At 68.3% G+C, this 25504-nt stretch carries 24 protein-coding genes; 12 read left to right on the top strand and 12 right to left on the bottom strand.

What is annotated here, in order from left to right:
• Positions 1-3: 3 nt before the first annotated feature.
• The 3 genes from EV675_RS23095 to EV675_RS23085 all read right to left on the bottom strand — a co-directional run bounded on the left by EV675_RS23095 (position 4) and on the right by EV675_RS23085 (position 2918).
• Complete coding sequence (locus tag EV675_RS23095) at positions 4-1179, bottom strand: 5-(carboxyamino)imidazole ribonucleotide synthase (RefSeq protein ID WP_130360409.1); 1176 nt, start codon at positions 1177-1179, stop codon at positions 4-6.
• Positions 1176-1703, bottom strand: coding sequence for a 5-(carboxyamino)imidazole ribonucleotide mutase (gene purE, locus EV675_RS23090; protein WP_165404728.1), 528 nt, complete (start codon positions 1701-1703; stop codon positions 1176-1178). Before purE ends, EV675_RS23095 begins: the two co-directional genes overlap by 4 nt.
• Before the next feature lie 123 nt (positions 1704-1826).
• A complete protein-coding gene (locus tag EV675_RS23085) occupies positions 1827-2918 on the bottom strand; it encodes a YeiH family protein (RefSeq protein ID WP_130360407.1) in 1092 nt (363 codons plus the stop codon).
• Between the two features lie 109 nt (positions 2919-3027).
• Between EV675_RS23085 and EV675_RS23080 the strand changes: the two genes are divergently transcribed.
• A complete protein-coding gene (locus tag EV675_RS23080) occupies positions 3028-3987 on the top strand; it encodes a LysR family transcriptional regulator (protein WP_207222040.1) in 960 nt (319 codons plus the stop codon).
• A gap of 47 nt (positions 3988-4034) precedes the next feature.
• Positions 4035-4877 carry a thioredoxin gene (gene trxA / locus EV675_RS23075; protein WP_130360404.1) on the top strand — a complete coding sequence of 281 codons (843 nt, stop codon included), beginning with the start codon at positions 4035-4037 and terminating at the stop codon, positions 4875-4877.
• Between the two features lie 250 nt (positions 4878-5127).
• Here the strand turns inward: trxA and EV675_RS23070 are convergent, their stop codons facing one another.
• On the bottom strand, positions 5128-6096 hold the full coding sequence (locus EV675_RS23070) for a Bug family tripartite tricarboxylate transporter substrate binding protein (protein ID WP_130360402.1): 969 nt from the start codon (positions 6094-6096) through the stop codon (positions 5128-5130).
• Between the two features lie 150 nt (positions 6097-6246).
• On the opposite strand from EV675_RS23070, the gene EV675_RS23065 reads away from it, so the two are divergent.
• The 8 genes from EV675_RS23065 (at position 6247) to EV675_RS23030 (ending at position 14465) form a co-directional block, all read left to right on the top strand.
• On the top strand, positions 6247-7239 hold the full coding sequence (locus tag EV675_RS23065) for an ABC transporter substrate-binding protein (RefSeq protein WP_130360400.1): 993 nt from the start codon (positions 6247-6249) through the stop codon (positions 7237-7239).
• Positions 7240-7249: 10 nt separating this feature from the next.
• A complete protein-coding gene (locus EV675_RS23060) occupies positions 7250-8188 on the top strand; it encodes a 3-carboxyethylcatechol 2,3-dioxygenase (RefSeq protein ID WP_130360398.1) in 939 nt (312 codons plus the stop codon).
• A gap of 32 nt (positions 8189-8220) precedes the next feature.
• On the top strand, positions 8221-9069 hold the full coding sequence (locus EV675_RS23055; RefSeq protein ID WP_130360396.1) for an alpha/beta fold hydrolase: 849 nt from the start codon (positions 8221-8223) through the stop codon (positions 9067-9069).
• A 50-nt stretch (positions 9070-9119) separates the two neighbouring features.
• On the top strand, positions 9120-10571 hold the full coding sequence (locus tag EV675_RS23050; RefSeq protein ID WP_130360394.1) for an aldehyde dehydrogenase family protein: 1452 nt from the start codon (positions 9120-9122) through the stop codon (positions 10569-10571).
• A 17-nt stretch (positions 10572-10588) separates the two neighbouring features.
• Entirely contained in the window at positions 10589-11419 is an 831-nt protein-coding gene (locus tag EV675_RS23045; protein ID WP_130360392.1) for a p-hydroxycinnamoyl CoA hydratase/lyase, read from the top strand.
• On the top strand, positions 11416-12624 hold the full coding sequence (locus EV675_RS23040) for a CaiB/BaiF CoA transferase family protein (protein ID WP_130360390.1): 1209 nt from the start codon (positions 11416-11418) through the stop codon (positions 12622-12624). The genes EV675_RS23045 and EV675_RS23040 overlap by 4 nt, the downstream gene beginning before the upstream one ends.
• Positions 12625-12639: 15 nt before the next feature.
• Positions 12640-13644, top strand: a complete 1005-nt coding sequence (locus EV675_RS23035) for a Bug family tripartite tricarboxylate transporter substrate binding protein (RefSeq protein WP_130360388.1) — start codon at positions 12640-12642, stop codon at positions 13642-13644.
• 89 nt (positions 13645-13733) lie between these two features.
• Positions 13734-14465: a GntR family transcriptional regulator gene (locus tag EV675_RS23030; protein ID WP_165404727.1), complete on the top strand. Its 732-nt coding sequence runs from the start codon at positions 13734-13736 to the stop codon at positions 14463-14465.
• A 1-nt stretch (position 14466) separates the two neighbouring features.
• On the opposite strand, the gene EV675_RS23025 is transcribed toward EV675_RS23030, so the two are convergent.
• The 7 genes from EV675_RS23025 to tkt form a co-directional block, all read right to left on the bottom strand.
• Positions 14467-14826, bottom strand: coding sequence for a coiled-coil domain-containing protein (locus tag EV675_RS23025; protein ID WP_130360384.1), 360 nt, complete (start codon positions 14824-14826; stop codon positions 14467-14469).
• A 93-nt stretch (positions 14827-14919) separates the two neighbouring features.
• Positions 14920-15804: a phosphoribosylaminoimidazolesuccinocarboxamide synthase gene (locus EV675_RS23020; RefSeq protein WP_130360382.1), complete on the bottom strand. Its 885-nt coding sequence runs from the start codon at positions 15802-15804 to the stop codon at positions 14920-14922.
• A gap of 28 nt (positions 15805-15832) precedes the next feature.
• Entirely contained in the window at positions 15833-16897 is a 1065-nt protein-coding gene (gene fba, locus EV675_RS23015) for a class II fructose-bisphosphate aldolase (protein WP_130360380.1), read from the bottom strand.
• Between the two features lie 34 nt (positions 16898-16931).
• A complete protein-coding gene (gene pyk, locus EV675_RS23010) occupies positions 16932-18380 on the bottom strand; it encodes a pyruvate kinase (RefSeq protein ID WP_278044777.1) in 1449 nt (482 codons plus the stop codon).
• Between the two features lie 4 nt (positions 18381-18384).
• The gene (locus EV675_RS23005; protein WP_242621569.1) at positions 18385-19587 is read right to left on the bottom strand and encodes a phosphoglycerate kinase; all 1203 of its coding nucleotides are present in this window, start codon (positions 19585-19587) and stop codon (positions 18385-18387) included.
• A gap of 2 nt (positions 19588-19589) precedes the next feature.
• Entirely contained in the window at positions 19590-20600 is a 1011-nt protein-coding gene (gene gap / locus EV675_RS23000) for a type I glyceraldehyde-3-phosphate dehydrogenase (protein ID WP_130360376.1), read from the bottom strand.
• A gap of 57 nt (positions 20601-20657) precedes the next feature.
• On the bottom strand, positions 20658-22706 hold the full coding sequence (gene tkt, locus EV675_RS22995) for a transketolase (RefSeq protein WP_130360374.1): 2049 nt from the start codon (positions 22704-22706) through the stop codon (positions 20658-20660).
• A 122-nt stretch (positions 22707-22828) separates the two neighbouring features.
• Between tkt and EV675_RS22990 the strand changes: the two genes are divergently transcribed.
• Entirely contained in the window at positions 22829-23572 is a 744-nt protein-coding gene (locus EV675_RS22990; protein WP_130361902.1) for a 16S rRNA (uracil(1498)-N(3))-methyltransferase, read from the top strand.
• Positions 23573-23586: 14 nt separating this feature from the next.
• On the opposite strand, the gene sodC is transcribed toward EV675_RS22990, so the two are convergent.
• Positions 23587-24114 (bottom strand): superoxide dismutase family protein, encoded by a 528-nt coding sequence (sodC, locus tag EV675_RS22985; RefSeq protein WP_130360372.1) that lies wholly within the window; start codon positions 24112-24114, stop codon positions 23587-23589.
• A 241-nt stretch (positions 24115-24355) separates the two neighbouring features.
• Here sodC and EV675_RS22980 point away from each other — a divergent pair, with 241 nt between their 5' ends.
• Positions 24356-25498 (top strand): zinc-dependent alcohol dehydrogenase, encoded by a 1143-nt coding sequence (locus tag EV675_RS22980; RefSeq protein ID WP_130360370.1) that lies wholly within the window; start codon positions 24356-24358, stop codon positions 25496-25498.
• Positions 25499-25504 lie beyond the last annotated feature (6 nt).

Genomic DNA, 25504 nt, shown 5'->3' with positions numbered 1-25504 from the left:
CGATCACGGATAGGAGATGCCCAGCGCCGTCGCCACCTGCGCGGCACTGCGCTCGGCCTGGACCCGGTCGGCGCCCAGGCAGGTCACGTGGCCCATCTTGCGGCCACGGCGCGCCTCCGTCTTGCCGTACAGGTGCAGCTTGGCGGTGGGCGCCTGCAGGGCGCGGCCCCAGGCCGGCTCGGCGGCCTGTTCGCCCGCCTGGAACCAGATGTCGCCCAGGATGTTGAGCATGACCGATGCGGCCAGCGGATCGGAGGACCCCAGCGGCTGGCCCGCCAGCACCCGTACCTGCTGCTCGAACTGGCTGGTGACGCAGGCGTCGATGCTGTAGTGGCCGCTGTTGTGCGGCCGCGGCGCGATCTCGTTGACGATCAGGCGCTCGCCCGGCAGCACGAAAAACTCCACGCACAGCACGCCGCAATATTCCAGCCCGGCCGCGACCTGCAAGGCCGCCGCGCGGGCACGGCGCACGATGTCCTCGGAGGCGCGCGGCGACGGCACGGTCGAGATCGCCAGGATGCCGTCGCGGTGCACGTTTTCGGAAACGGGATAGGTCACCACTTCGCCATCGAAGCCGCGCGCGACCACGACGGAAACTTCGAACTCCAGCGGCAGCCTGGCCTCGAGCACGCACGGCACGCTGCCGAACGAGGCGAACGCGGCGCGGGCCTGTTCGGCCGATTCGACCCGGGCCTGGCCCTTGCCGTCGTAGCCCAGCCGCGCGGCCTTCAGGATGCCGGGATACAGCGAGGCGGAAGCCGCGTCGATGTCGGCCTCGGAGCGGATCTCGGCATAGGGCGCCACGGGCACGCCTATCGAGGCGATGTAGCCCTTCTCGGCGATGCGGTCCTGGGCGATGGCCACCGCCCCCGCGGCCGGGCTGACCTGGCAGCGCAGGGCCAGTTGCTCCAGGCTGGCGGCCGGCACGTTCTCGAATTCGGTGGTGACGGCGGAGCAGCGCTCGGCCAGTTGCGCCAGGCCGGCCTCGTCGTCGTAGCCGGCACGGATGTGCAGGTCGGCCACCGCGCCGGCGGGACAATCGGCGATCGGGTCCAGCACCGCCACGCGATATCCCATGCTTTGCGCGGCATGGCAGAACATCCGGCCCAGCTGGCCGCCGCCCAGCAGCCCCAGCCAGCCGCCGGGCTGCACCACGCGCGCCTGCTTGCCGTCGCTCATGCCTGGCCCCCCGGCGGCAGCGCCATCGCGCGGGCAGCCTCGGTCTGGCGGGCGCGGAAGGCCTCGAGCTTCTTGCGCAGCGCCGGATCGGTACAGGCCAGGTTGGCCACCGCGTGCAGCGCCGCGTTGGCGGCCCCGGCTTCGCCGATGGCGAAAGTGGCGACCGGCACGCCCTTGGGCATCTGCACGATGGAAAGCAGGGAATCCTCGCCGCGCAGGTACTTGGACGGCACCGGCACGCCGAACACCGGTACCGGCGTCAGCGCCGCCAGCATGCCCGGCAGGTGGGCCGCGCCGCCGGCGCCCGCGATGATGGCGCGCAGGCCCCGGCGGGTGGCCTCGGCACCGTACTCGACCATGTCGAGCGGCATGCGGTGGGCCGAGACCACGCGGGTTTCATGCGCCACGCCGAACTCGTCGAGCACGACGACGGCATGCTTCATGATCTCCCAATCGCTGGAAGACCCCATGACGATGCCGATCTGCACCGCCTGGGAAGAAGAGGAAGAAGGGGAACTGGACATGTGGGACCTTGCGGGCACCCGGCGTGCCGGGGCAGCGGGCGAGCGTCGAAAAGCGCGATTTTAACCCGCGCCGGCATCGCCGCAGCGGGATACCCGTCCCTTGGGCGCTTGCGCAACGGCGCCCTAGCCGATCAGCGCGTTGACCAGCGCCCCGCCCCCCACCAGCCAGACGAACAGCAGTCCGGCCAGCAGCAGCGGACGCAGCCCGGCGCGGCGAATGGCGCCGACGTGGGTGGTCAGCCCCAGCGCGGCCATCGCGATGGCCAGCAACAGAGTGTCGAAGTCGATCGCGGCCGACATCAGCCAGTCGGGAATGGCCACCAGCGAATTGAACACGACCATGGCGATGAAGCCCACGGCGAACCAGGGGATGCACAGGCCGCTGCCCTCGCCCTTGCCTTCGGCCTTGCCGCGCGCGCATTCCCAGGCCAGCCAGGCGGACAGCGCCAGCAGGAACGGGGCCAGCATCATGACGCGTACCATCTTGGCGATGACCGCGGTGTCGGCCGCCTCGGTTCCCACTGCCCGGGCCGCGGCGATGACCTGGGCCACCTCGTGCACCGTGGAGCCGACGTAGACGCCGAAGCCGTGCGTGCCGCCGGGGATCAGGCCCCACTGCTGGTTCAGCTCGTACAGGAAGGGATAGAGGAACATCGACACCGTGCCGAACACCACCACGGTCGCGACCGCCACCGCGACCTGGTCGGCCTTGGCGCGCAGCACCGGCGCGGTCGCCATGACCGCGGCCGCGCCGCAGATGGAGCCGCCGGCCCCGATCAGCCAGGCCGAGGTCCGGTCGAGCTTGAACACCCGCGTGCCCACCAGCCAGGCCAGGCCGAAGGTCGACAGCAGCATGACCGCGTCGATGGCCACGCCCGCGGCGCCGACGCCGCCTATGTCCTGCCAGGTCAGGCGCAGGCCATACAGGATGACGCCCGCGCGCAGCAGAGTCTGCTTGGCCACTCCCACTCCCACCGCGCTGGGCGCGGCAATGCGTGGATAGACGGTGTTGCCCACCAGCATGCCCAGCACGATGGCCAGCGTCAGCGCGCTGAACCCCCGGCTGGCGAAGAAATCCCAGCCCGCCAGCCCCATCGCGGCGACCCCGATGGCCGAGGCCAGCAGGAGACCGGGGGCCGCCTGCCTGAAGAATCCGGCCTTGCCCCGGGGGGGATGGCCGGCGGCGGCGACGTGGGTAGCAGACGAATTCGGCATAAGCTAATAACTTCTGGAATGAATGCCCTCCACTCTAAGCAAGCCCTTCGATCCGTCAAAACGGTTTATTTTTGTATATTCAAACTGGAAAACCGGTAATTCGAGTTATATGGAAGCCCTGCGCCTGACCCTGCGCCAATTGCAGATATTCGCCGCCGTCGCCGACACCGGCAGCACCAGCGCCGCGGCCGCGGCCGTGGCGCTGTCCCAGTCCGCCACCAGCGCGGCGCTGAACGACCTGGAGCGGGCCCTGGACATGGCCCTGTTCGACCGGGTCGGCAAGCGCCTGGTGCTCAACGACAATGGCCGCGAACTGCTGCCGCAGGCGCGCGAGCTGCTGGACCGCGCCACCGCGATCGAGCGCTGGGCCCGCGACGGCCAGGGCCACGTGGGCGTGCTGCGCATCGGCGCCAGCACCACCATCGGCAACTACGTGCTGCCCACCCTGCTGGCGGGCTTCCAGCGCGACCTGGCCGACAGCGGCCAGCCGCAATGGACCGCCCACGTTGCCATCGCCAACACGCTGGCCATCGCCCTCCAGGTGGTGAACTTCGAGCTGGACCTGGCCCTGGTCGAGGGGCCGTGCGAACAGCCCGAGCTGACCGTGGAACCCTGGCTGACCGACGAACTCGTGATCGTGGCCGGGGCGCGCGACCCCATCGTGCCGCCGCCGGGCGGACGGGTCTCCACCGCCCAGTTGCGCGCCGCCACCTGGCTGCTGCGCGAGGAAGGCTCGGGCACCCGCGAGACCATACGCGAGGCGCTGACGCCGCACCTGCACCACATGAAGTCGGGCATCGAGTTCGGCAACTCCGAAGCGATCAAGCGCGCCGCCGCAGGCGGACTGGGCATCACCTGCCTGTCGCGCTGGGTGGTCAGCGACATGCTGGCGACCGGCGAACTGATCGAGCTGCCCACGGGACTGCCCCGGCTCGACCGGTCGTTCTACCTGATCTCCCACACGCGCAAGCTCGCCACGCCCGGCGTACGGCGCCTGACGGCCTACCTGCGGGCCTTCGCGCACGATGCGGCCGCAACCGGGGACCCGGCCCATCCTCGGGAAAAATGAAGCACAATCTCTGTTTGTTTACTGCTTCATAGCCATAGGATTCCGGTATGGATGTCACGCTAGCCAATTTCGAAGCCGAGGTCTTGCAGGCCTCGCGCGAAAAGCCGGTTTTGGTCGATTTCTGGGCCCCCTGGTGCGGCCCCTGCCGTTCGCTCACTCCCATTCTCGAAAAGCTGGAGCGCGACTATGGCGGCGCCTTCAAGCTGGTCAAGGTCAACGTCGACGAAAACCAGCAATTGGCCGCTCACTTCCAGGCGCGCAGCATTCCCCTGGTGGTCGCCATTCTGGACGGACGCCCGGTCGACCAGTTCAACGGCGCGCTGCCGGAAGGCCAGGTCCGCGCCTTCATCGACCGCCTGCTGCCGCTGCCCCACGAGCAGGAACACCAGCAGGCCATGGCCGCCATGCAGGCCGGAGACGTCCCCACCGCCGAAAAGCACCTGCGCGCGGCGCTGGTCCTGGACGCGGCCTATGACCCGGCGCGCATGGACTACGTCGAGCTCTTGCTGACCACCGGCCGCCCCGAGGACGCCAAGGCGCAGTTCGCGCTGCTGACCCCGCAGGCCAAGGCCGATCCCCACTACGCCAACCTGGAGACCGCGCTGAACGCGGTCGAGCAGGCGCAGGACTCGCCCGAGGAAACCGAACTGCTGGCCCGCATCGAACAGAACCCCGCCGACCTGCAGGCGCGCCTGGACCTGGCCAACAAGCGCATCGCGCGCCGCGCCTGGGCCGGCGCGATGGACGAACTGCTGGAGATCGTCCGCCGCGACCGCGCTTTCCAGGAAGAGATCGGCCGCAAGACCCTGATCGCCGTCTTCGACATGGCCTCGGCCCAGCCCGAGCTGGTCTCGCAGTACCGCCGGAAGCTGTCGACGGTATTGTTTTAGCCCCCCCCTACGCGCTCACGCGCGCCCCCCAGGGGGCCGACGGCGGTGGACCGGCGGAGCCGGATCCACCGTGTCGTGGTCTGTGTCGTCATTCTCGGTGCGGAGCACCGCATGCTTGCTTTGATCCTGGGCGCCGCGGATCCGGCTTTGCCGGTCCGCCAGCGCCGCCCCTTGAGGGGCGCGGCCATAGGCCGCGTGGGGTGGGCTTTCCTTCCGGGGCGCCCGAAGGGCGTAGGGGGTGGGCCTCCCCCTACTCGAGTTTTATGCCGGTTTCGGCCACGACCTTGCCCCAGCGCTGCGTTTCGTCGGCGACCAGCTTGGCCAGTTCGGCGGGTGACGAGGGGGCCGGGTCGGCGTAGACGCCGGACAGTTTCTCCGTCACGGCGGGCTCGCGCAGCGCGGTCGCCACCATTTTCGACAATGCATCCACGGCGGCCTGGGGCGTGCCCTTGGGGGCGAACAGCGCGAACCAGCCGCCCGACTCCAGGCCCGACACGCCGGATTCGGCGAAGGTGGGGATGTCCGGCGCGAAGCGCGAACGCTGGGTGCCTGTCACGGCGATGGCCTTGATGCGGCCGTCCTTGAGCAGCGGCATGGCCGGCGGCAGGCCGGCCACCACCAGGTCCAGCTCGCCGCGCGCCAGCGCCGGCAAGGCCTCGGCGAAACTGCGGCTGTACGGAATGTGCAGCAGCTTCAGCCCATAGTTGCTTTGCAGATAGGCGGCGGCCAGATGCAGGTTGGTGCCGACGCCGGGCGTGCCGTAGCGCAGCTCCTTCTGCCTGGCCAGGGCCAGGAACTCCTGCGGATTCGAGGCCGGCAGCTTGGGGCTGGCCAGCAGCACGTTCTGGATACGGGCCAGCAGCGCGACGGGCGCGAAGTCCTTCTCCGGCTTGATGCGCCAATCGGGATAGAGATGGGTCAGGATGCCGTGCGTGTCCTTGCCGCCCAGCAGCAGCGTATAGCCGTCGGCCTTGGCGTCGGCCACGGCCTCGGTGCCTATCTTGCCGCCGGCGCCCAGCTTGTTCTCGACCACGAAGGACTGGCCGGTCTGGCGCGACAGTTGTTCGCTCACGACGCGCGCGATCAGGTCGGGCGCCGTGCCGGGTCCATAGGGCACGACCACCCGCACGGGCCGGTCGGGATAGGAAGGTTTCTGGGCCGCCGCGGACGCGCAGACGAACACGGCGGCAAGCGCGCAACGCGCGATGGATCGGTGCATGGAAGTCTCCTCGTATACGCACGCCCGTGTCTTCGAATGGATGGTTCCGGCATGCGCAGACTCGATGCTAAACCTCTAAAACTCAAAAATCTATACTTTTGATTTTTTGAGGTCTAGAATGGGCGCCGATGATCGAACCGCAGGAGCATCATGGCCCGCTTACCCATCACCATCGCCACCTGGGACTATGACCGGGTCCGTCCGCTACTGGACGGCCGAGTCACCGTCGAAGGCTGCGAGGTCAACTACCTTCCCATGCCGGTGGAAGAGTGTTTCCACCGCGCCTATTTCCACGGGGAATTCGACGTCGCCGAGATCGGCTTCAGCCCCTTCCTGATCGCGCTGTCGCGCGGCATCGCGCCCTACGTCGCCCTGCCCGTCTTTCTGTCGCGCACCTTCCGCCACTCCGCCATCTACATCCGCAACGACCGCGGCATCGCCAGCGCGGCCGACCTGCGCGGCAAGCGCATCGGCCTGCCCGAGTACCAGATGTCCGCCGTGCTGTGGGTGCGCGGCTTCCTGAAGGACGAGTACGGCATCGAGGCCGCCGACATCGACTGGGTCCAGGGCGGCCTGGAACAGTATGGCCGCAAGGACAAGTTTCCGCTCAACCTCCCGCCCGGCTTCCCGCTGTCGAGCGCGCCCGAGGGCCGCTCGCTGTCCAGCCTGCTGGCGAACGGGGAGCTGGACGCGGTCATCTCCGCCCGCGCGCCCTCGTGCCTGATCGACGGCCATCCCAAGGTCCGGCGCCTGTATCCCGATTACCGCGCGGTCGAGCAGGCGTACTACGCCCGCACCGGCCTGTTTCCCATCATGCATGCGCTGGGCGTGCGCCAGGATCTCGCCCAGGCACATCCGTGGCTGCCTTCCAGCCTGTACAAGGCGTTCGCCCAGGCCAAGGAAATCGCCGAGCGCGACCTGCGCGAAGTCACGGCGCTGAAGATCGGGCTGCCGTGGGTGACCGCCGAGCTGGAGTCGACCGAGGCCGTCATGGGCCGGGACTTCTGGCCCTACGGCGTGGACGCCAACCGCAAGACGCTGGAAGCGATGACGCGCTATTCGTACGAACAGGGGCTGGCCGTCCGGCAACTGGGCGTGGACGAACTGTTCGCGGCCAGCACGCTCGATCCCGTCCACATCTAGGAGCCCGTCCATGCCCGCGCAACTGATCTGCTGCTCGCACAGTCCGCTCATGCTGGCGGACATCGAGGCGTCCGACCCCGAGGGCCAGCGCGCATTCTTCGACCAGATGGAAAAAATCTCGCGCGAAGTCCATGCCTTCGCGCCGGACCTCGTGGTCAGCTTCGGCCCCGACCATTTCAACGGTTTCTTCTACGACCTGATGCCCGCGTTCTGCCTGGGGCTGGCGGCGCACGGCACGCGTGACTGGGGGCTGCCCGGCGGTCCGCTGCGCGTGCCTACCGACCTGGCGCTGGAATGCGCCCGCGCACTGCATCGCCAGGACCTGGACACCGCCATTTCCTACGACATGTGCGTGGACCACGGCAACGCCATCTCGCTGACCCAGTTGACCGGCGCGCTGGCGCGCTACGACGTCCTGCCCATCTTCCTGAACTGCGCCGCCGACCCGCGCCCGTCCATGCGCCGGTCGCGCCTGTTCGGCGAGGCCGTGGGCCGCTTCCTGGCCACGCGCGGCCTGCGCGTGACCTTCATCGGCTCGGGCGGCCTGTCGCACGATCCTCCCACGCCGCGCCTGCGCCAGGTGCCGCACGACATCGCGCAACGGCTCGTGAAGCGGCATACCCCCACGGCCGAGGAACTGGCCGCGCGCGAGGCCCGCGTGATCCGGGCCGGCCGCGATCTGGTCGCCGGCAAGGGACCGTGCATGCCGCCCGACCGCGCCTGGGACGAGGCCTTCATGGCCAAGCTGTGCGCCTACGACACCGATGCCCTGGATGCCATCGACGACGCCGAGATCGACCGCCAGGGCGGCTTCGGCGGACACGAGATCCGGGCCTGGGTCGCCGCCGCGGCCGCCGCGCGCGCGATCGAGACGCATCCCATGCAGGTGCGCTATTACCGGATCATTCCCGAGTGGCTGACCGGCATGGGCATCGTCACCGCCGGCTGAAAAACCCCGCCACGAATCGACCAGGACACACCATGGCCCCCACCACCCATCGCACCGGCACCGCCCGCAGCGGCGACGTCGAGATCTTCTACCGCCGCTTCGGCGCCCCCGGCGCCACGCCCGTCCTCATCGCGCACGGCCTGTCGTATTTCTCGTACGACTGGACCGGCATCGCCGAAGCCCTGGCCATCGACCGCGAAGTGGTCGCCGTCGACCTGCGCGGCTTCGGCGACTCCACCCGCAGCCCCGACCGGCACTACGACCTGCGCGACTTCGCCGGCGACCTCGTCGCCGTGCTCGACCATCTGCAATGGCCGCGCGCGGTGCTGGCCGGCCACTCCATGGGCGGACGCATCTGCCTGTGCACCGCGCACTGGCACCCCGAACGCGTGGCGGCGCTGGCCTGCCTGGACTTCGCGCCCGACGTGGCCGCCGCCGGCCGCCGCAACGTCGCCCTGCGCATCGGCAACCAGCCGGACGTGTTCGCGTCGGTGGACGAGGCGCTGGCCTACCACGGCCTGCCCGCCGGCCTGCCCGCGAACGCGCCCGCCCGGAAACGCTACGAGGCCTTCCTGCGGCCCGTGCCCGGCGGCTACGAACTCAAGCGCGACCTGCACTTCCGCGACAGCTTCCGCCAGACCCTGCAGGGCAAGCCTGCCGCGCCCGGACCGGACCTGTGGGCCATGGTCAGGGAACTGCAAGTGCCCGCGCTGTTCGTGCGCGGCAGCCGGTCCGACATGTTCGAAGCGCCCACGCTGGACAAGCTGCGGCTGGCCAACCCGCGCTGCCAAGCGCAAGAGATAGACGGCAGCCACGACCTGGCCGGCGACAACCCCGAGGGGCTGGCGCGCGTGCTGCGCGCCTTCCTGCCCGCGGACTGACCCGGCCGCGACCCGATACGACACGACAACAACGACCCAGGAGGAAGACCATGTCCATCGAGAAACTGCTGCCCAGGCACCGCGACCTGTATTACGGCGGCGCCTGGCATCGCCCGGAAGGCGGCTATGCCGACTCCTTCAGCCCGTCCACCGGCGAGAACCTGGGCCCCTGCGCAGTGGCCAGCCGCGCCGACGTCGATGCGGCCGTGCGGGCCGCGCACGAGGCCTACCGCTCGTGGCGGCGCACCGCGCCCGGCGAACGCGCCACGGTCCTGCGCCGCATCGCCCAGGTCATGCGCGAGCACCGCGAGGAACTGGCCATGATCGACGCCATCGACTGCGGCAACCCCGTATCCGCGCTGATGAACGACGTCGACATCGCCACCCAGCTCATCGACTACTTCGCCGGCCTGGTCCATGAGCTTCGCGGCTCCACCATTCCCATGGGCGAAGGCGTCATCGACATGACGGTGCGCGAGCCCTACGGCGTCTGCGCCCGCATCGTCGCCTACAACCACCCCATGATGTTCACGGCCAGCCGGCTGGCGGCGGCGGTCGCGGCCGGCAACACCGTCATCATGAAGCCGCCGGTGCAGGCGCCGCTGTCGGCCTACCGGCTGATGGAGCTGATAGACGGCATCGCGCCCCCCGGGGTCATCAACGTGCTGTCGGGCGGCACCGAATGCGGCCAGGCGCTGGTGGACCACCCGCTGGTACCCAAGGTCACGCTGATCGGCAGCATCGCCACCGGCAAGGCCATCGCGCGCGGCGCCGCCGAGCACCTCAAGCACGTCAGCCTGGAGCTGGGCGGCAAGAACGCGCTGGTGGTCTATCCCGACGCGGACCTGGAGCGCGCGATCAAGGGCGCCGTGGCCGGCATGTGCTTCACCTGGTGCGGCCAGGCGTGCAGCTCGACCACGCGGCTGTTCGTGCACGAATCGGTCTACGACCAGGTGGTCCAGGGCGTGCTGGAAGGCGTGCGCGTCTATCGCCCCGGCCTGCCCACCGACAAGGCCACGACCATGGGCGCCATCGTCTCGCGCGAGCAGTACGACAAGATCATGCACTACATCGAGCTGGGCAGGCAGGAAGGCGCCCGGCTGGCGGCGGGCGGCAGGCATCCCGGCGGCGCCGAGCTGGCCAACGGACACTTCATCGAACCCACCGTGTTCACCGACGTGACCATGGACATGCGCATCGCGCGCGAAGAAATCTTCGGCCCGGTGCTGTCCATCCTCAAGTGGTCGGACGAGGACGAGATGTTCGAACAGGTCAACTCGCTGGAATACGGCCTGGCCGCCGGCGTCTACACCACGCGGCTCGACACGGCCCACCGCGCCGCCGGCCGCTTCGAAGCGGGCTACGTCTGGGTCAACAACGCGGCCAAGCATTTCTTCCCCGCGCCCTTCGGCGGATACAAGCAGTCGGGCAACAACCGCGAGGAATCCTTCGAGGAACTGGTGTCCTACACGCAATTGAAGAACGTCTACATCACGCTTTGAACCAGGAAGAGACAAGCATGCAATTCGATCGGTTGAAGAACGTCAAAGTCGAGATCGCCAACGGCATAGGCTGGGTCACGCTGAACCGCCCCGACAAGCGCAACGCGATGAGCCCGGACCTGCACTTCGAAATGGTGGATGTGCTCAAGGAACTGGCCGAGGAGCCCGCGGTGCGCGTGCTGGTGCTGACCGGCGCGGGCGACAGCTGGTGCGCCGGCCAGGACATCGGCCTGTTCTTCCGCGCGCTGGACGACAAGCCCAAGGAGCGGCACCTGGCCCGGCTGGCCAATCACGAATGGCGCTGGACCCTGCTCAGCAGCTTTCCCAAGCCCACCATCGCCATGGTGAACGGGCACTGCTACGGCGGCGCCTTCGTGCAGTTGTTCGCCTGCGATTTCGCCATCGCGGCCGACGAGGCCCAGTTCGGCCTGTCCGAGGTGAACTGGGGCATCCTGCCCGGCGGCCTGGTCGGCAAGGTCATCGTCGACGGGCTGGCCTACCGCGACGCCGTCTACTACGCGATGACGGGCGATCCCTTCAACGGCAAGACCGCCGCGCAGATGCGGCTGGTGACCGAATCGGTGCCGCTCGAGCGCCTGCGCGCGCGCACCGAGGAACTGGCCGCCTCGCTGGCGCGCAAGAATCCGCAGACGCTGCGCACCATCAAGGAAAGCCTGCGCCTGGTGCGCGGCATGAGCGTGGACCAGGCCGCCGACTACCTGCTGGCCAAGGAACGCGAGATGCGCTTCATGGATACCGAGGGCGGACGCGAACAGGCCATGACCCAGTTCCTGGACGACAAGACCTATCGCCCCGGCTACGGCGAATACCAGCGGGACGCGCAATGAACGCCGCGTCCGCGCCCGTCTCCGGCGACGTCCTGCAAGGCATACGCGTGCTGGAGCTGGGCAACTTCATCACCGGCCCCTACGCCGGCCTGATGCTGGCCGACCTGGGCGCCGACGTGATCAAGGTCGAGCGGCCGGAAGGCGACCCCTTCCGCGCCTTCCGCGACGGCCAGTACAGTCCGAACTTCGTCGCGTTCAACCGCAACAAGCGCAGCGTGAAGCTGGACCTGGGCACCGGGGCCGGGCGCGACGCCCTGCTGCGGCTGGTGGACACGGCGGACGTGCTGATCGAGAACTTCCGCCCCGGCGTCATGGACAGGATGGGGCTGGGTTGGGAGACGCTGCGCACGCGGCGGCCGCAACTGATCTATTGCGCCATCGGCGGCTTCCTGCCCGGCAGCCGGCACGAGGGGCAGCCGGCCTTCGACACCATCGGCCAGGCCCTGAGCGGCATGCTGGACACCTTCCTGGATCCGTCCGATCCGCAGGTGCGCGGGCCCACCATCTCGGACCAGTTGGCGGGCATGTACGCGTGCCAGGGCATCCTGGGTGCGCTGTTCGCCCGGCAGGCCGGCGGACAGGGCCGGCTGGTGGAGGTCAACATGATCGAGTCGTCCATGTCGTTCATGCCCGACTTCTTCGCCAGCTATACCCGCGACGGCACGCGCATGCGGTCAACCACGCGCGCGTCCTACTCGCACAGCCTGGCGTTCGAATGCGCCGACGGCGCGCGCATCGGCCTGCAGCTCTCGTCGCCGTCGAAGTTCTGGGAAGGCCTGCTGCGGGCGGTGGAGATGCCCGAACTGCGGGACGATGCGCGCTTCGCCACCCGCGGCGCGCGCATCGCCAACTTCGACGCGCTATCGGGCCTGCTGCGCGAGCGCTTCCGCATGCGGCCGCGGGAGCACTGGCTGGCCGCGCTGCGCGCCGCCGACGTACCGCACGCCCCGGTCCTGACCGTGCCCGACATCCTGGACGATCCCGAATTCGCGGCCGCCGGCAGTTTCCACGAACTGCACCATCCGGAAATGGGGCCGGTGCGCGCGCTGAGCCGGCCGATCCGCTACGACGGCCAGCGTCCGCCCAGCCGCTATCCTCCGCCCACGCTGGGCGAACAAACCGCCTCGATCCTGGCCGAGGCCGGCCTGTCGGACCAGGAAATCGCCGCCGCCCGGGGAGGCGACGGCCTGGGTCCGTCCACATAGAAAAGGAGACACCTCATGCAAGATCATCGCGACACTTCGATCACCCGCCGCGGCTTCATCGCCGCCAGCGCCGGCCTGGCCCTGGGCGCGGCCGGCGCCGCGCGCGGCCAGGGCGAGACCTACCCCACGCGCGCCATCCGCGTCATCGTGCCCTTCCCCGCCGGCGCCGGCGCCGACTCCAACGCCCGGCTGGTAGCCCAGCAACTGGCGGAAAAACTGGGCCAGCCCGTGGTGGTCGACAACCGGCCCGGCGCCAACGGCCTGATCGGCACCGAAGCCGTGGCCAAGGCCGCGCCCGACGGCTATACCCTGCTGTTCGTGGACCGCGGCGCGCTGGGCATCAACCCCAGCCTGTACAAGAAACTGCCCTACGATCCGCTGAAGGACTTCTCGTACGTGGGCATCGCGGTCTGGGGACCCTATGTGCTGGTGGCCGGCTCGAAGCAGCCAGCCAAGACCATGCGGGAATTCGTCGCCGCCGCGCACAAGCAGCCCGGCCGCCTGACCTATGCCAGCTTCGGCAACGGCAGCATGACCCAGCTGGGCACCGAGTCGCTGTGCTCGCGCCTGGGCATACAGCTGACCCACGTGCCCTACAAGGGCGGCGCGCCGGCGCTGACCGCGGCGATGGCCGGCGAGGTCGACATGGCCCTGGTCACCATCGGACCGGCCCTGGGCGCGATCCGCGAAGGCCGCGTGCGCCCCCTGCTGGTGGGCGGCAGCCACCGCTTCCCGCTGTTGCCGGACGTCCCCGCCGTGAGCGAGATCGGTGGCGACGAGAACACCATCCCCAACACCTATTTCGGCTTCGCCCTGCCGGCCGGCACGTCCGCCGCGATCCGCGACCGCCTGTCGGGCACCATCCGCCAAGTGTTGGCCGATACGGCTATCCGGGCGAAACTGGCGGACAACGGCTTCCAGCCCGCGCAGGGCACCCCCGAGGAAATGCGGTCCACGGTGGAACACGATATCCCGGCCTTCGGCCGGCTCGCGCGCGAATTGAACATCCGGCCCGAATGATGGACGGTCCGCAGGATAATGGCGGAGATGGAATAATCGCGGTCGGCCTTCCCGGGCCGACCGCAGTTCCCGAACCAGGCTTCCGACCCATGTCCTCATTCACCGACACCACGCTAGACCGGATGGCGCGCTATCTGCAGCTGGCATCGCTGTTCCGCAACAAGATCATCACCGGCGACTGGCCGGTGGGCGGCCGCATCCCCAACGTGGCGGACCTTGCCGTGGACTTCGAGGTGGCGCGCGGCACCATACGCGAGGCGCTGGGCGTGCTGGAGGACGAAGGGCTGATCGAGCGCTTCCGCGCCAAGGGCAGCTTCGTGCGCAGGACGCCCAAGGAGCGCAGCGCGCACCGGCTGGCCATTGACTGGGCCTCGCTGATCTCGGCCCACGAGGGAGCGGACATCGAGGTCCTGGAGCAGCGGGACCTGGACGAACTGCCCGCCTTCGCCGCCGGCGAGGGCGAACCGGCCGAACACTACACCATGATGCGCCGGGTGCACGCGCGCGACGGCCATCCCTACCTGGCGGCCCGCTTCATCCTGGACAGCGAACTGTTCAAACAAGGCCCCCCCGAACGGTTCCGGCACGAAGCCACCCTGCCCATCCTGCACGAGATCGCCGGCAAGCGCATCGCGCGGGCCAACCAGATCATGACCCTGGGCAGCGCCGACCGCGAAATGGCCGCGCTGCTGGAACTGCCGCTGAACGCGCCGGTGGCGCACGTCGTGCGGCGCGCCATCGACACGTCGGGCAAGCTGATCTACGTAGGGGAAGGGATATACCGGGGAGATGCGGTCAGGCTGGAGATCGCCCTGATCTGATTCAGAGCAGCTTGTTCAGGGCAGTCATTGCTCCCACCGCCACCACCAGCAGCGAGCCAAGCTTGATGGTCATGCGCTGTTCGAGCAAGCGGAGTTCAGACCTCAGTTGGCCTTCCGAGCTGACCAACCGGCTTTCCAAGGCCCGGATATCGCCCTTGAGGCCGGTTTCCACTCGTTCGAGATCGGCGCGTGTGGCCAGCGTGACTCGTTCGAGATCCGCCCGCGTGGCCAAGGCGTCCATACCGGTCGTCAACACCTGCGCCAGCGCCTCGGCTTGCGCATCCGCCAAGGGCGCCGCCACGCCTGCCTGCTGCAGGCGCTTGGAATACTGCAAGGTATCGAAGGCAAGGGCGGCGGTCATGGAAATATTCTATGCCATGACATCAGGAAGAAAAACAACGGGCAGGATGTTTCCATCCTGCCCGCCATCCTCCTGTCTGGCACAAGCCGGCGATCAGACCCCGACCAGCCGGACCCGCGCTTCGCGGTATTTGTCCGACGTGCGCTCCAGCACGTTCTGCGGCAGCCGCGGCGCGGGAGCGGTCTTGTCCCAGGGCTGGGTTTCCAGCCAGTCGCGCACGAACTGCTTGTCGAACGACGGCGGGCTGCTGCCCGGCACGTAGGAATCGGCCGGCCAGAAGCGCGACGAATCGGGCGTCAGCACCTCGTCCATCAGGTGCAGCACGCCGTTCTCGTCCAGGCCGTATTCGAACTTGGTGTCGGCGATGATGATGCCGCGCTGGGCGGCATACTCGGACGCCAACTGGTAGATGCGCAGCGAGACTTCGCGGATCTGCTCGGCCAGCTGCGGGCCCACTTCCTTGACCACGTGCTCGAAGCTGACGTTCTCGTCGTGCGAACCCAGTTCGGCCTTGGCCGCCGGCGTGAAGATGGGCGCGGGCAGCTTCTGCGCCTGCACCAGCCCTTCCGGCAGCTTGATGCCGCAGACGCCGCCGGTGTCCTGGTAGTCCTTCCAGCCCGAGCCGATCAGGTAGCCGCGCACCACCGCTTCCACCAGCACCGGCTTGAGGCGCTTGACCACCACCGCGCGGCCCGCGACCTGGTCGCGTTCGTCGGCGGCGACGACGCTTTCGGGTTCGACCCCGGTCAGGTGGTTGGGGATGATGCTGCCGAGCCGGCCCAGCCAGAAGTTGGTGAGCGAGTTCAGCACCTCGCCCTTGCCCGGGATCGGATCGTCCAGGATGACGTCGAAGGCGGACAGGCGGTCGGTGGTGACGATCAGGAGCTTGTCGTCGCCGACAGCATACATGTCGCGCACTTTGCCGCGCGCCAGCAGCGGCAGGGAACGGATGGTGGACTGGTAGAGCGGTGCGGACATGATGCGGCCTGCTTCGACGGTTGAGTGCTTATTTGACGATTTGAGCGAGCTTGCCGGAGGCGTAGTCGGCGGCGATCTGCGACAGCGGAACGGCCTTGATCTTGCTGGCGTTGCCGGCGGTGCCGAACTGGTTGTAGCGTTCGACGCAGATCTTCTTGGCGGCGGCGCGTGCGGGCTTGAGATATTCGCGCGGGTCGAACTTCGAGGGATTCTCGGCCAGGAAGCGGCGGATCGCGCCCGTCATCGCCAGGCGGATGTCGGTGTCGATGTTGATCTTGCGCACGCCGTGCTTGATGGCTTCCTGGATTTCCTCGACCGGCACGCCGTAGGTTTCCTTCATGTCGCCGCCGAATTCGCGGATCTCGGCCAGCAGGTCCTGCGGCACGCTGGAGCTGCCGTGCATCACCAGGTGGGTGGTCGGCAGGCGGCGGTGGATTTCCTTGATGCGCTCGATGGCCAGGATGTCGCCGCTGGGCTTGCGCGAGAACTTGTAGGCGCCGTGGCTGGTGCCGATGGCGATGGCCAGCGCGTCGATCTGGGTGCGCTTGGCGAAGTCGGCGGCCTGCTCGGGGTCGGTCAGCAGCTGTTCACGGGTCATCGTGCCCTCGGCGCCGTGGCCGTCTTCCTTGTCGCCCTTCATGGTTTCGAGCGAGCCCAGGCAGCCCAGCTCGCCTTCGACCGAGATGCCCTGCACGTGGGCCATCTGCACGACCTTGGTGGTGACGTCGACGTTGTAGTCGTAGTCGGCGATGGTCTTGCCGTCGGCCAGCAGCGAGCCGTCCATCATCACGCTGGAGAAGCCCATGGCGATGGCGCCCTTGCAGACGTCGGGCGACTGGCCGTGGTCCTGGTGCATCACGACGGGAATATGGGGATAGGACTCGACCGCTGCGGCGATCAGGGCCTTCAGGAAGCCTTCGCCGGCATATTTGCGGGCGCCGGCCGAGGCCTGCATGATGACCGGGCTGTTGGTCTCGTCGGCGGCTTCCATGATGGCCTGGACCTGTTCCAGGTTGTTGACGTTGAATGCCGGGATGCCGTAACCGTTTTCTGCCGCATGGTCGAGCAGTTGACGCATGGAAACGAGTGCCATTGTGAACTCCTGATTGAAAGTTGTAATGCCGCGCTCAACCGTGTTGGCCGACGCGCACGATTTTTAGAGTATTGGTTCCGCCCGGCGATCCCATGGGTTCGCCCACGGTGAAGACGACCAGGTCTCCCGACCCCGCCACGCCCTTTTCCACCAGCAGCTTCTCGGCCGCCAGCAGCGACGCGTCGCGATCGCCGGATTCTTCCAGTTGCAACGTCCGCACGTTGCGGTACAGCGCTACTTTACGCTGCGTCGCCACGCGCGGGGTCAATGCGTAAATGGGTGTTGCACTATCGTGCCGGCTCATCCACAGCGTGGTCGCGCCGGAGTGCGTCAGCGCGCAGATGGCCTTGCAGCGCATGTGATGCGCCGTGAACAGCGCCGCATAGGCGATCGACTGGTCCACCCGGTGGAAGGTCTGGTCCAGGAAATCCTTGTCCAGCTCGAAATGCTGCGACTTCTCGGCCTCCAGGCAGATCGACGCCATGGCCTCGATGGTTTCCACCGGGTAGCGTCCGACGGCGGTCTCGGCCGACAGCATCACCGCATCGGTACCATCGAGCACCGCGTTGGCCACGTCGGACACTTCGGCGCGCGTGGGCATGGCGTTGACGATCATGGACTCCATCATCTGCGTGGCCGTGATGACGGTACGGTTGCGCGAACGCGCCAGCCGGATCATGCGCTTCTGCAGCGCGGGCACGGCGGCCGCGCCGACTTCCACCGCCAGATCGCCGCGCGCCACCATGATGCCGTCCGAGGCATCGATGATTTCCTCCAGCACGGCAATGGCCTCGGCCCGCTCGATCTTGGCGATGAGCTGGGGCCGGGCGCCGGTGGGCGCACCGGCGATGGCCACCAGTTGGCGCGCCATTTCCATGTCGGTGCGGTTCTTGGGAAAGCTGATGGCGACGTAGTCCACGCCCATCTGCACCGCCGACCGGAGGTCTTCCATGTCCTTGCCGGTCAGCGCGGGCGCGGTCAGGCCGCCGCCCTGGCGGTTGATGCCCTTGTTGTTCGACAGCTCGCCCCCGACCAGCACCTCGGTATGGATCTCGGTACCGGCGACGCGTATCACCAGCAGGCGGATCAGGCCGTCGTTCAGGAGCAGGATGTCGCCGGCCCGCACGTCGCGCGGCAGGTCGGGATAGTCCAGGCCCACCTTGCCCTCGTCGCCCAGTTCGCAGGCGGCGTCGAGCACGAAGGGCCGGCCCGGTTCCAGCAGGACCTTGCCGTCGGCGAACTTGCCGACGCGTATCTTGGGCCCCTGCAGGTCGGCCATGATCGCGACCTCGCGATCACAGGCCGCTGCGGCGGCGCGCACCAGGCTGGCGCGCGCCGCGTGGTCTTCCGCGGTGCCATGCGAGAAGTTGAGCCGTACTACATCGACTCCGGCGCGTATCATCCGCGCCAGCGTGTCGGCCGAGCTGGAAGCCGGCCCGAGTGTAGCCACGATCTTCGTGGCACGAGCGGAAGGTGCGTCCACAGGGTCAGGCGCCTTGAGCGGCGCGCTCCTCCAAGATGGCGACCGCGGGCAGGGCCTTGCCTTCCAGGAACTCGAGGAAGGCACCGCCACCGGTCGAGATGTAGCCAACCTGGTCCGCGATGCCATACTTGGCGATCGCGGCCAGCGTGTCGCCGCCGCCGGCGATCGAGAACGCCGGCGAGGCCGCGATGGCGCGGGCCAGCGTTTCGGTGCCATGCGAGAAGGCGTCGAACTCGAACACGCCCACGGGGCCGTTCCAGACGATGGTGCCGGCCGCCTTGAGCAATTGCGCCAGGCGTTCGGACGTAACGGGGCCGATGTCCAGGATCAGGTCGTCGGCTGCGACGGCATCGGCGGACTTGGTCTCGGCCGGCGCATCGGCGGCGAAGGTCTTGGCGCACACCACGTCGGTCGGGATGGGCACGGCGGCGCCGCGCTTTTCCATGACCTCGATGATGGCCCTGGCCTCGTTCAGCAGGTCGGGCTCGGCCAGCGACTTGCCGATGGGCAGGCCCTTGGCCAGCATGAAGGTGTTGGCGATGCCGCCGCCCACGATGAGCTGGTCGACCTTGTCGGCCAGGCTTTTGAGGATGGTCAGCTTGGTGGAGACCTTGGAGCCGGCCACGATGGCCACCAGCGGCCGCTTGGGCGCGCTCAGCGCCCGGCCCAGGGCGTCCAGCTCGGCCGCCAGCAGCGGGCCGGCGCAGGCCACCGGCGCGTAGCGGGCGATGCCGTGCGTGGTGGCTTCCGCGCGGTGCGCGGTGCCGAAAGCGTCGTTGACGTAGACGTCGCACAGCGCGGCCATCTTGCGAGCCAGCGCGTCGTCGTCCTTTTTCTCGCCTTTGTTGACGCGGCAGTTCTCGAGCAGCACGACCTCACCGGGCGCGACGGACACGCCGTCGACCCAGTCCGCCACGAGCCGCACGGGCTTGCCCAGCAGCTCGGACAGGCGCTCGGCCACCACCGCCAGCGAATCGGCGGGCGTCAGGGTGCCTTCGGTGGGACGGCCCAGGTGCGAGGTCACCATGACGGCGGCGCCGGCGTCCAGCGCCAGGCGGATGCCCGGCACCGACGCCCGGATGCGCGTGTCTTCGGTGATGTTGCCCTGGTCGTCCTGGGGCACGTTCAGATCGGCGCGGATGAACACCCGCTTGCCGTCCAGTTTCCCCTTGGCCGCCAGATCGGCCAGCGTGATGACCTTGCTCATGCTTACTTGGCCGACATCAGCGCCACGGTGGTGTCCAGCATGCGGTTGCTGAAGCCCCACTCGTTGTCGTACCACGACGAGACCTTGACCAGGTTGCCCGTGACCTTGGTCAGCGTGGCGTCGAAGGTGCTGGAGGCGGGGTCGTGGTTGAAGTCGGACGACACCAGCGGCTCGGTGTTGTAGTTCAGGATGCCCTTGAGCGAACCTTCCGAGGCTTCCTTCAGGATGGCGTTGACTTCCTCGACGGTGGTGTCGCGCTTGGCGATGAAGGTCAGGTCGACCACCGACACGTTGATGGTCGGAACGCGGATGGCGTAACCGTCCAGCTTGCCGTTCAGCTCGGGCATCACCAGGCCGACCGCGGCGGCGGCGCCGGTCTTGGTCGGGATCATGTTCTGGGTGGCCGAGCGGGCACGGCGCAGGTCCTCGTGGTAGACGTCGGTCAGCACCTGGTCGTTGGTGTAGGCGTGGACGGTGGTCATCAGGCCCGACACGATGCCCAGCTTGTCATGCAGCGGCTTGACCAGCGGGGCCAGGCAGTTGGTGGTGCACGAGGCGTTCGAGATGACGGTGTGTTCGGCCTTCAGCACATCCTGGTTCACGCCGTAGACGATGGTGGCGTCGACGTCCTTGCCGCCGGGGGCCGAGATCACGACCTTCTTGGCGCCGCCCTTCAGGTGGGCGCCTGCCTTTTCCTTGCTGGTGAAGAAGCCGGTGCACTCGAGCACCACGTCCACGCCCAGCTCGCCCCAGGGCAGCTCGGCCGGGTTGCGGTTGGCCAGCACGCGGATCTTGTCGCCGTTGACGACCATGTAGTCGCCCTCGACCGTGACGGTGCCGGGGAACTTGCCATGGGCCGTGTCGTAGCGGGTCAGGTGAGCGTTGGTCTTGGGGTCGCCCAGGTCGTTGATGGCGACGATTTCGATGTCGTGCTTCTTGCCACCTTCATAGTGGGCACGCAGGACGTTGCGGCCGATGCGGCCATAGCCATTGATCGCGACACGGATGGTCATGGTGTTTCCTTTGCTTTGATGAGAAGAATCTGTGACGTTGGTGGACGACTGCCCCGCTCAGCCCACCAGCTTCCGGACGGCTTCGACGACCCGTTCGGCGGTGAATCCGAAATGCTTGAACAACACGCCGGCCGGCGCGGATTCGCCGTAGGTGTCGATCCCCACGACCTCGCCGTCCAGTCCCACATACTTGCGCCAGTAGTCGGTGACCCCGGCCTCGACCGCCACCCGCGGCAGGCTGCGCGGCAGCACGTGCTGGCGCCAGGCGTCGTCCTGCCTGTCGAAGACCTGCGTGCACGGCATGGACACCACGCGCACGAAGATCTCGTCCTTGGCCAGCGCCTCTTGCGCGGCCAGCGCCAGCGCGACTTCCGATCCGGTGGCGATGATCACGGCGCGCGGGTTGAGCGCATCGCGCAGCACGTAGCCACCGCGCGAGATGTTCGCGATGGTGGCCTGGTCGCGCTCGACGAAAGGCAGGTTCTGGCGCGACAGCAGCAGCGCCGACGGACCGCCGGCATGCACATCCATGCCTATGCTGGCCGGACGCTCGACGGCCGCGCCCCAGGCCACCGCGGTCTCGGTGGTATCGCAGGGACGCCAGACCGCCAGGTTGGGGATCAGGCGCAGGCTGGCCGCGTGCTCGATGGACTGGTGGGTGGGGCCGTCCTCGCCCAGGCCGATGGAGTCGTGCGTGAAGACGTGCACCACGCGCTGCTTCATCAGCGCCGCCATGCGCAGGGCATTGCGGGAATAGTCGGAGAAAGTCAGGAAGGTGCCGCCGAACGGCAGGTAGCCGCCGTGCAGCGCGATGCCGTTCATGATGGCGGCCATGCCGAACTCGCGCACGCCATAGTTGATGTGGCGGCCGAATTCGATGCCGTCCTTGCCGGCGCGCACCGGCGCCACGCCCTTCCAGTCGGTGTAGTTGGAACCGGTCAGGTCGGCCGACCCGCCCAGCAGCTCGGGCAGCATGCCGGCCAGCGCCGTGATGGCGAACTGCGAGGCCTTGCGGGTGGCGACGGTTTCCTGCTTCTGGTTGGTCTCGGCCAGGAACTGAGCGAACTTCTCGGCGAACTCGGCCGGCAGGTCGCCCCGCATGCGGCGCTCGAACTCGGCGGCCTGCTCGGGGAACTGGGCGGCGTACTTGGCGAACAGGTCGTTCCAGGCGCCTTCCGTTTGCGCGCCCTTGGCCTTGCCGTCCCAGAACGCGTAGACCTCGGCCGGGATCTCGAAGGGCGCGTAGGGCCAGCCGATGGCTTCGCGGGTGGCGGCGATTTCCTTGTCGCCCAGCGGCGAGCCGTGGACCTTGTCGGTACCGGCCATGGTGGGCGCGCCCTTGCCGATGACGGTGCGGCACTCGATCAGCGTCGGGCCGCCGTGCCTGCCGGCCTGCGACTTGGCCTGGGCGATGGCGGCCTCGACGGCCTTGGCATCGTGGCCGTCGACGTTGCGGATCACGTTCCAGCCGTAGGCCTCGAAACGCTTGGCGGTATCGTCGGCGAACCAGTACTTGATCTCGCCGTCGATGGAGATGCCGTTCGAGTCGTACAGCACGACCAGCTTGGACAGCTTGAGCGTGCCGGCCAGCGAGGCGACTTCGTGCGAGATGCCTTCCATCAGGCAGCCGTCGCCGACGAAGGCATAGGTGAAGTGGTCGACGATGGGCAGGCCCGGACGGTTGAACTCGGCCGCCAGCAGCGCCTCGGCCAGCGCCATGCCCACGGCATTGGACACGCCCTGGCCCAGCGGGCCGGTGGTGGTCTCGACCCCCGGGGTGATGCCGACCTCGGGATGGCCCGGGGTCTTGGAATGCATCTGGCGGAAATTGCGCAGCTCGTCGATGGACAGGTCGTAGCCCGTGAGATGCAGCAGCGAATAGATCAGCATCGAGCCGTGGCCGTTGGACAGCACGAAGCGGTCGCGGTCGGCCCAGGCGGGATTCGCCGGATTGTGGCGCAGGTGTCCATGCCAGAGCGCAAGGGCGATTTCCGCCATGCCCATCGGCGCCCCGGGGTGGCCCGAGTTGGCCTTCTGGACGGCATCCATGGACAGCGCACGGATGGCATCCGCCATATTGAGTTGAGAGGCGGCTTGATTGCTCATGAAGACACTCGTTCCGGCGGGAAAACCCGCTGCTACAAAGCTTTCGAGTTTAACATTCGTACAAGTCCCCCGCCCTTTCGGGGGCCAGCATGCTTGTCAAAAGTTACATCGCTCTCTCGTCCATGCCCTTGCCCCGCTTCCACGTCGACCTTCCGCTGCAAGCCGGCGCCCGGCTCGCCCTGCCCGCCCCCATCGCCCACCATGCCCTGCGCGTGCTACGCCTGCGCGACGGCCAGGAAATCGTCCTGTTCGACGGCCGGGGCGGCCAGTACCCGGCCCGGCTGGAAGTGGACGGCCGGACGGCGGCGGCCCAATTGGGCGCCCACGACCCGCGCGAGGCCGAGCTGCCTGGCCGCATCGTGCTGGCGCAGGCCATCCCGTCGGGCGACAAGATGGACTGGGTGGTGGAAAAAGCGGTGGAAGTGGGCGCCCACGCCATCCAGCCCCTGGCGGCCGCCCGCAGCATCCTCAAACTGTCGGGCGAGCGCCTGGAAAAGCGGGTGCAGCACTGGCAGCGGGTGGCCATCGCCGCCTGCGAGCAGTGCGGCCGCAATCGCGTTCCCGCGGTGGCCGCGCCGCTGACGCCCGAGCAATGGCTGTCGCGCCCCGCGCCCGACGGCACCCTGCGGGTGTTCTGCGATCCCGACGCCGAGGTCCGGCTCACCGAATGGCTGGGCGACCTGCCCTCGCCGCCGGCCGACCTGGAACTGCTGGTCGGCCCCGAAGGCGGCTGGTCGCCCGAGGAATACGCCCTGGCCACCCGCCACGGTGTACGCGCCGTCCGCTTCGGCGACCGCATCCTGCGCACCGAAACAGCCGGCACCGCACTGATCTCCGCCCTGTCCGCGAAGCTGGACTGGATCTGACGGGACGGGCCCCGTCAGATCACCCCGCAAGCCATGCGGGCGCCTCCGCCGCCCAGCGGCATGGGGTGGTCCGCATGGTTGTCGCCGCCCTGGTGCACCATCAGCGCATGGCCCTGCACCTCGGACAACTTCTTGAGCTTGGGCGCCAGCACCGGATAGTTCGCCTTGCCGTCGCCATCCACGTATAGCGCCGGCAGGTCGCCCAGGTGGCCGCCGTCGTCCCAGGGCTCGCCGTGCTTGCCCGTCTTCTTGGGATCGTAGTGGCCGCCCGCCGCCAGCGCGGCCACCGGCTTGCCGTCCTGCTGGCCGGGGTCGCAACTGGGGTTCTGGTGGACGTGGAAGCCGTGCTGGCCCGGCGCAAGGCCGGTCAGCGCCGGCGTGAACACCAGGCCGTAGGGCGTTTCCTTGACCGTGACCTTGCCGATGTCCTTGCCCTTGCCCTGGGCGTCGACGGTGGTCATCGGGATCGACAGGTCGGCCAGGGCCGGCGCGCAGAGCGTGGACGTTCCCAGGAACAGCATTGCCGCAATGTGGCGTTTCATCGCACCTTCCTCCGTGTGGGGCACGGCCGCGCACCGGCCGCCTGCCATCGCCATGGTACCGGTGGCGGGACGGCGAAAAAAGACGTCCGCCGTTAAGAATCGTCACATTCCAGCCGCGGCTTGGACAAAACCAGGAAAGTCTTGAACAGATCCGCGAGATGGGTCCGGCGACTCTTGTTCGCGGCCGCAGCGCGCCTATACAGTCCGCCCATCCCTACCCCGCCGCCGAGGAGACTCACGGATGAACACCGTTACCGAAACCGCGTTCAAGCATGCCGCCCAGATTCCGCAGACCATGAAGGCCTGGGTGCTGGACGATCCCGACCAGTTGTCCTTCGTGGAAAAGCCCGTGCCCCAGCCCGGCGTGGCCGAGGTGCTGGTGCGGATCGACGCGATCGCCGTGTGCGCCACCGACCTGGAGATCATCCATCGCGGCCCGCCCGCGCTCATCCAGGGCGGCCTGCCGTTCAACAAGAATTTCACGCCCGGCCACGAGTACATGGGCACGGTCGTGAAGCTGGGCCCCGGGGTGGACGAGTTCAGGCTGGGCGACCGGGTGGCGGTCGAGGTCCACGCCGGCTGCGGCCGCTGCGAACGCTGCCGCGAGGGCATGTACACGTCCTGCCTGAACTACGGCCTGAACTACGGCGACGTGAACAAGGGCCATCGCGCCAATGGTTTCACCACCGACGGCGGCTTCGCCCAGTACGCCGTCAACAACGTGAACACGCTGGCCCACGTGCCGGACGACATGAGCGACGAGGAAGCCACGCTGATCGTGACGGCCGGCACCGCCATGTACGGCCTGGACGTGACCGCCGGCCTGGTGGCCGGACAGTCCGTGGTCGTCATGGGGCCGGGCCCCATCGGTCTCCTGGGCGTGGCGGTGGCCAAGGCGCTGGGAGCCGGGGAAGTGATCCTGACCGGCACCCGCGACAACCGCCTGGAGATCGGCCGCCAACTGGGCGCCGACCACGTCGTCAACGTGCGCAACGAGGACGCGGTGGCGAAGGTCAAGGAATACACCCAGGGCGGCGCGCACTACGTGCTGGAATGCTCGGGCGCGCCCAACGCCGTCAACGACGCCGCGGCCATGCTCCGGCGCGGCGGCCGGATCTGCCTGGCGGCGTTTCCGGCCGAGCCGGTCCCCATCGACGTCGCCGCGCTGGTGCGCAACAACATCTATCTGTTCGGCATCCGCGGCGAAGGCCGCAGCGCCACCCACCGAGCCGCGTCTCTGATGGCGCAGAAGCGCTTCAACGCCAAGATCATCCACACCCACACCTTCCCGCTGGAAGAAGTGCCGACGGCGCTGCGCTATGCGCGCGAGCGCATCGACGACGCCATCAAGGTCGTGGTGAAGATGAACCGGCAGGCGGCCTGACGGAGC

Source organism: Pigmentiphaga kullae (genome assembly GCF_004216695.1).
GTDB classification, from domain to species: domain Bacteria; phylum Pseudomonadota; class Gammaproteobacteria; order Burkholderiales; family Burkholderiaceae_B; genus Pigmentiphaga; species Pigmentiphaga kullae.
The sequence above is the reverse complement of the archived record's forward strand: the minus strand, read 5'-3'. Positions and strand labels throughout refer to the sequence as shown.

Bases quoted from the DNA above. Each gene is read 5' to 3' on its own strand.
- tkt (WP_130360374.1), bottom strand. From the start codon at position 22,706: ATGAGCAATCAAGCCGCCTCTCAACTCAATATGGCGGATGCCATCCGT.
- EV675_RS23050 (WP_130360394.1), top strand. From the start codon at position 9,120: ATGTCCATCGAGAAACTGCTGCCCAGGCACCGCGACCTGTATTACGGC.
- gap (WP_130360376.1), bottom strand. From the start codon at position 20,600: ATGACCATCCGTGTCGCGATCAATGGCTATGGCCGCATCGGCCGCAAC.
- EV675_RS23080 (WP_207222040.1), top strand. From the start codon at position 3,028: ATGGAAGCCCTGCGCCTGACCCTGCGCCAATTGCAGATATTCGCCGCC.
- EV675_RS23030 (WP_165404727.1), top strand. From the start codon at position 13,734: ATGTCCTCATTCACCGACACCACGCTAGACCGGATGGCGCGCTATCTG.
- EV675_RS23040 (WP_130360390.1), top strand. From the start codon at position 11,416: ATGAACGCCGCGTCCGCGCCCGTCTCCGGCGACGTCCTGCAAGGCATA.
- EV675_RS23020 (WP_130360382.1), bottom strand. From the start codon at position 15,804: ATGTCCGCACCGCTCTACCAGTCCACCATCCGTTCCCTGCCGCTGCTG.
- EV675_RS23055 (WP_130360396.1), top strand. From the start codon at position 8,221: ATGGCCCCCACCACCCATCGCACCGGCACCGCCCGCAGCGGCGACGTC.
- sodC (WP_130360372.1), bottom strand. From the start codon at position 24,114: ATGAAACGCCACATTGCGGCAATGCTGTTCCTGGGAACGTCCACGCTC.
- EV675_RS23085 (WP_130360407.1), bottom strand. From the start codon at position 2,918: ATGCCGAATTCGTCTGCTACCCACGTCGCCGCCGCCGGCCATCCCCCC.
- EV675_RS23095 (WP_130360409.1), bottom strand. From the start codon at position 1,179: ATGAGCGACGGCAAGCAGGCGCGCGTGGTGCAGCCCGGCGGCTGGCTG.
- EV675_RS23065 (WP_130360400.1), top strand. From the start codon at position 6,247: ATGGCCCGCTTACCCATCACCATCGCCACCTGGGACTATGACCGGGTC.
- EV675_RS22980 (WP_130360370.1), top strand. From the start codon at position 24,356: ATGAACACCGTTACCGAAACCGCGTTCAAGCATGCCGCCCAGATTCCG.
- EV675_RS23025 (WP_130360384.1), bottom strand. From the start codon at position 14,826: ATGACCGCCGCCCTTGCCTTCGATACCTTGCAGTATTCCAAGCGCCTG.
- EV675_RS23035 (WP_130360388.1), top strand. From the start codon at position 12,640: ATGCAAGATCATCGCGACACTTCGATCACCCGCCGCGGCTTCATCGCC.
- EV675_RS23045 (WP_130360392.1), top strand. From the start codon at position 10,589: ATGCAATTCGATCGGTTGAAGAACGTCAAAGTCGAGATCGCCAACGGC.
- EV675_RS23070 (WP_130360402.1), bottom strand. From the start codon at position 6,096: ATGCACCGATCCATCGCGCGTTGCGCGCTTGCCGCCGTGTTCGTCTGC.
- EV675_RS23005 (WP_242621569.1), bottom strand. From the start codon at position 19,587: ATGAGCAAGGTCATCACGCTGGCCGATCTGGCGGCCAAGGGGAAACTG.
- purE (WP_165404728.1), bottom strand. From the start codon at position 1,703: ATGTCCAGTTCCCCTTCTTCCTCTTCTTCCCAGGCGGTGCAGATCGGC.
- EV675_RS23060 (WP_130360398.1), top strand. From the start codon at position 7,250: ATGCCCGCGCAACTGATCTGCTGCTCGCACAGTCCGCTCATGCTGGCG.
- fba (WP_130360380.1), bottom strand. From the start codon at position 16,897: ATGGCACTCGTTTCCATGCGTCAACTGCTCGACCATGCGGCAGAAAAC.
- EV675_RS22990 (WP_130361902.1), top strand. From the start codon at position 22,829: ATGCCCTTGCCCCGCTTCCACGTCGACCTTCCGCTGCAAGCCGGCGCC.
- trxA (WP_130360404.1), top strand. From the start codon at position 4,035: ATGGATGTCACGCTAGCCAATTTCGAAGCCGAGGTCTTGCAGGCCTCG.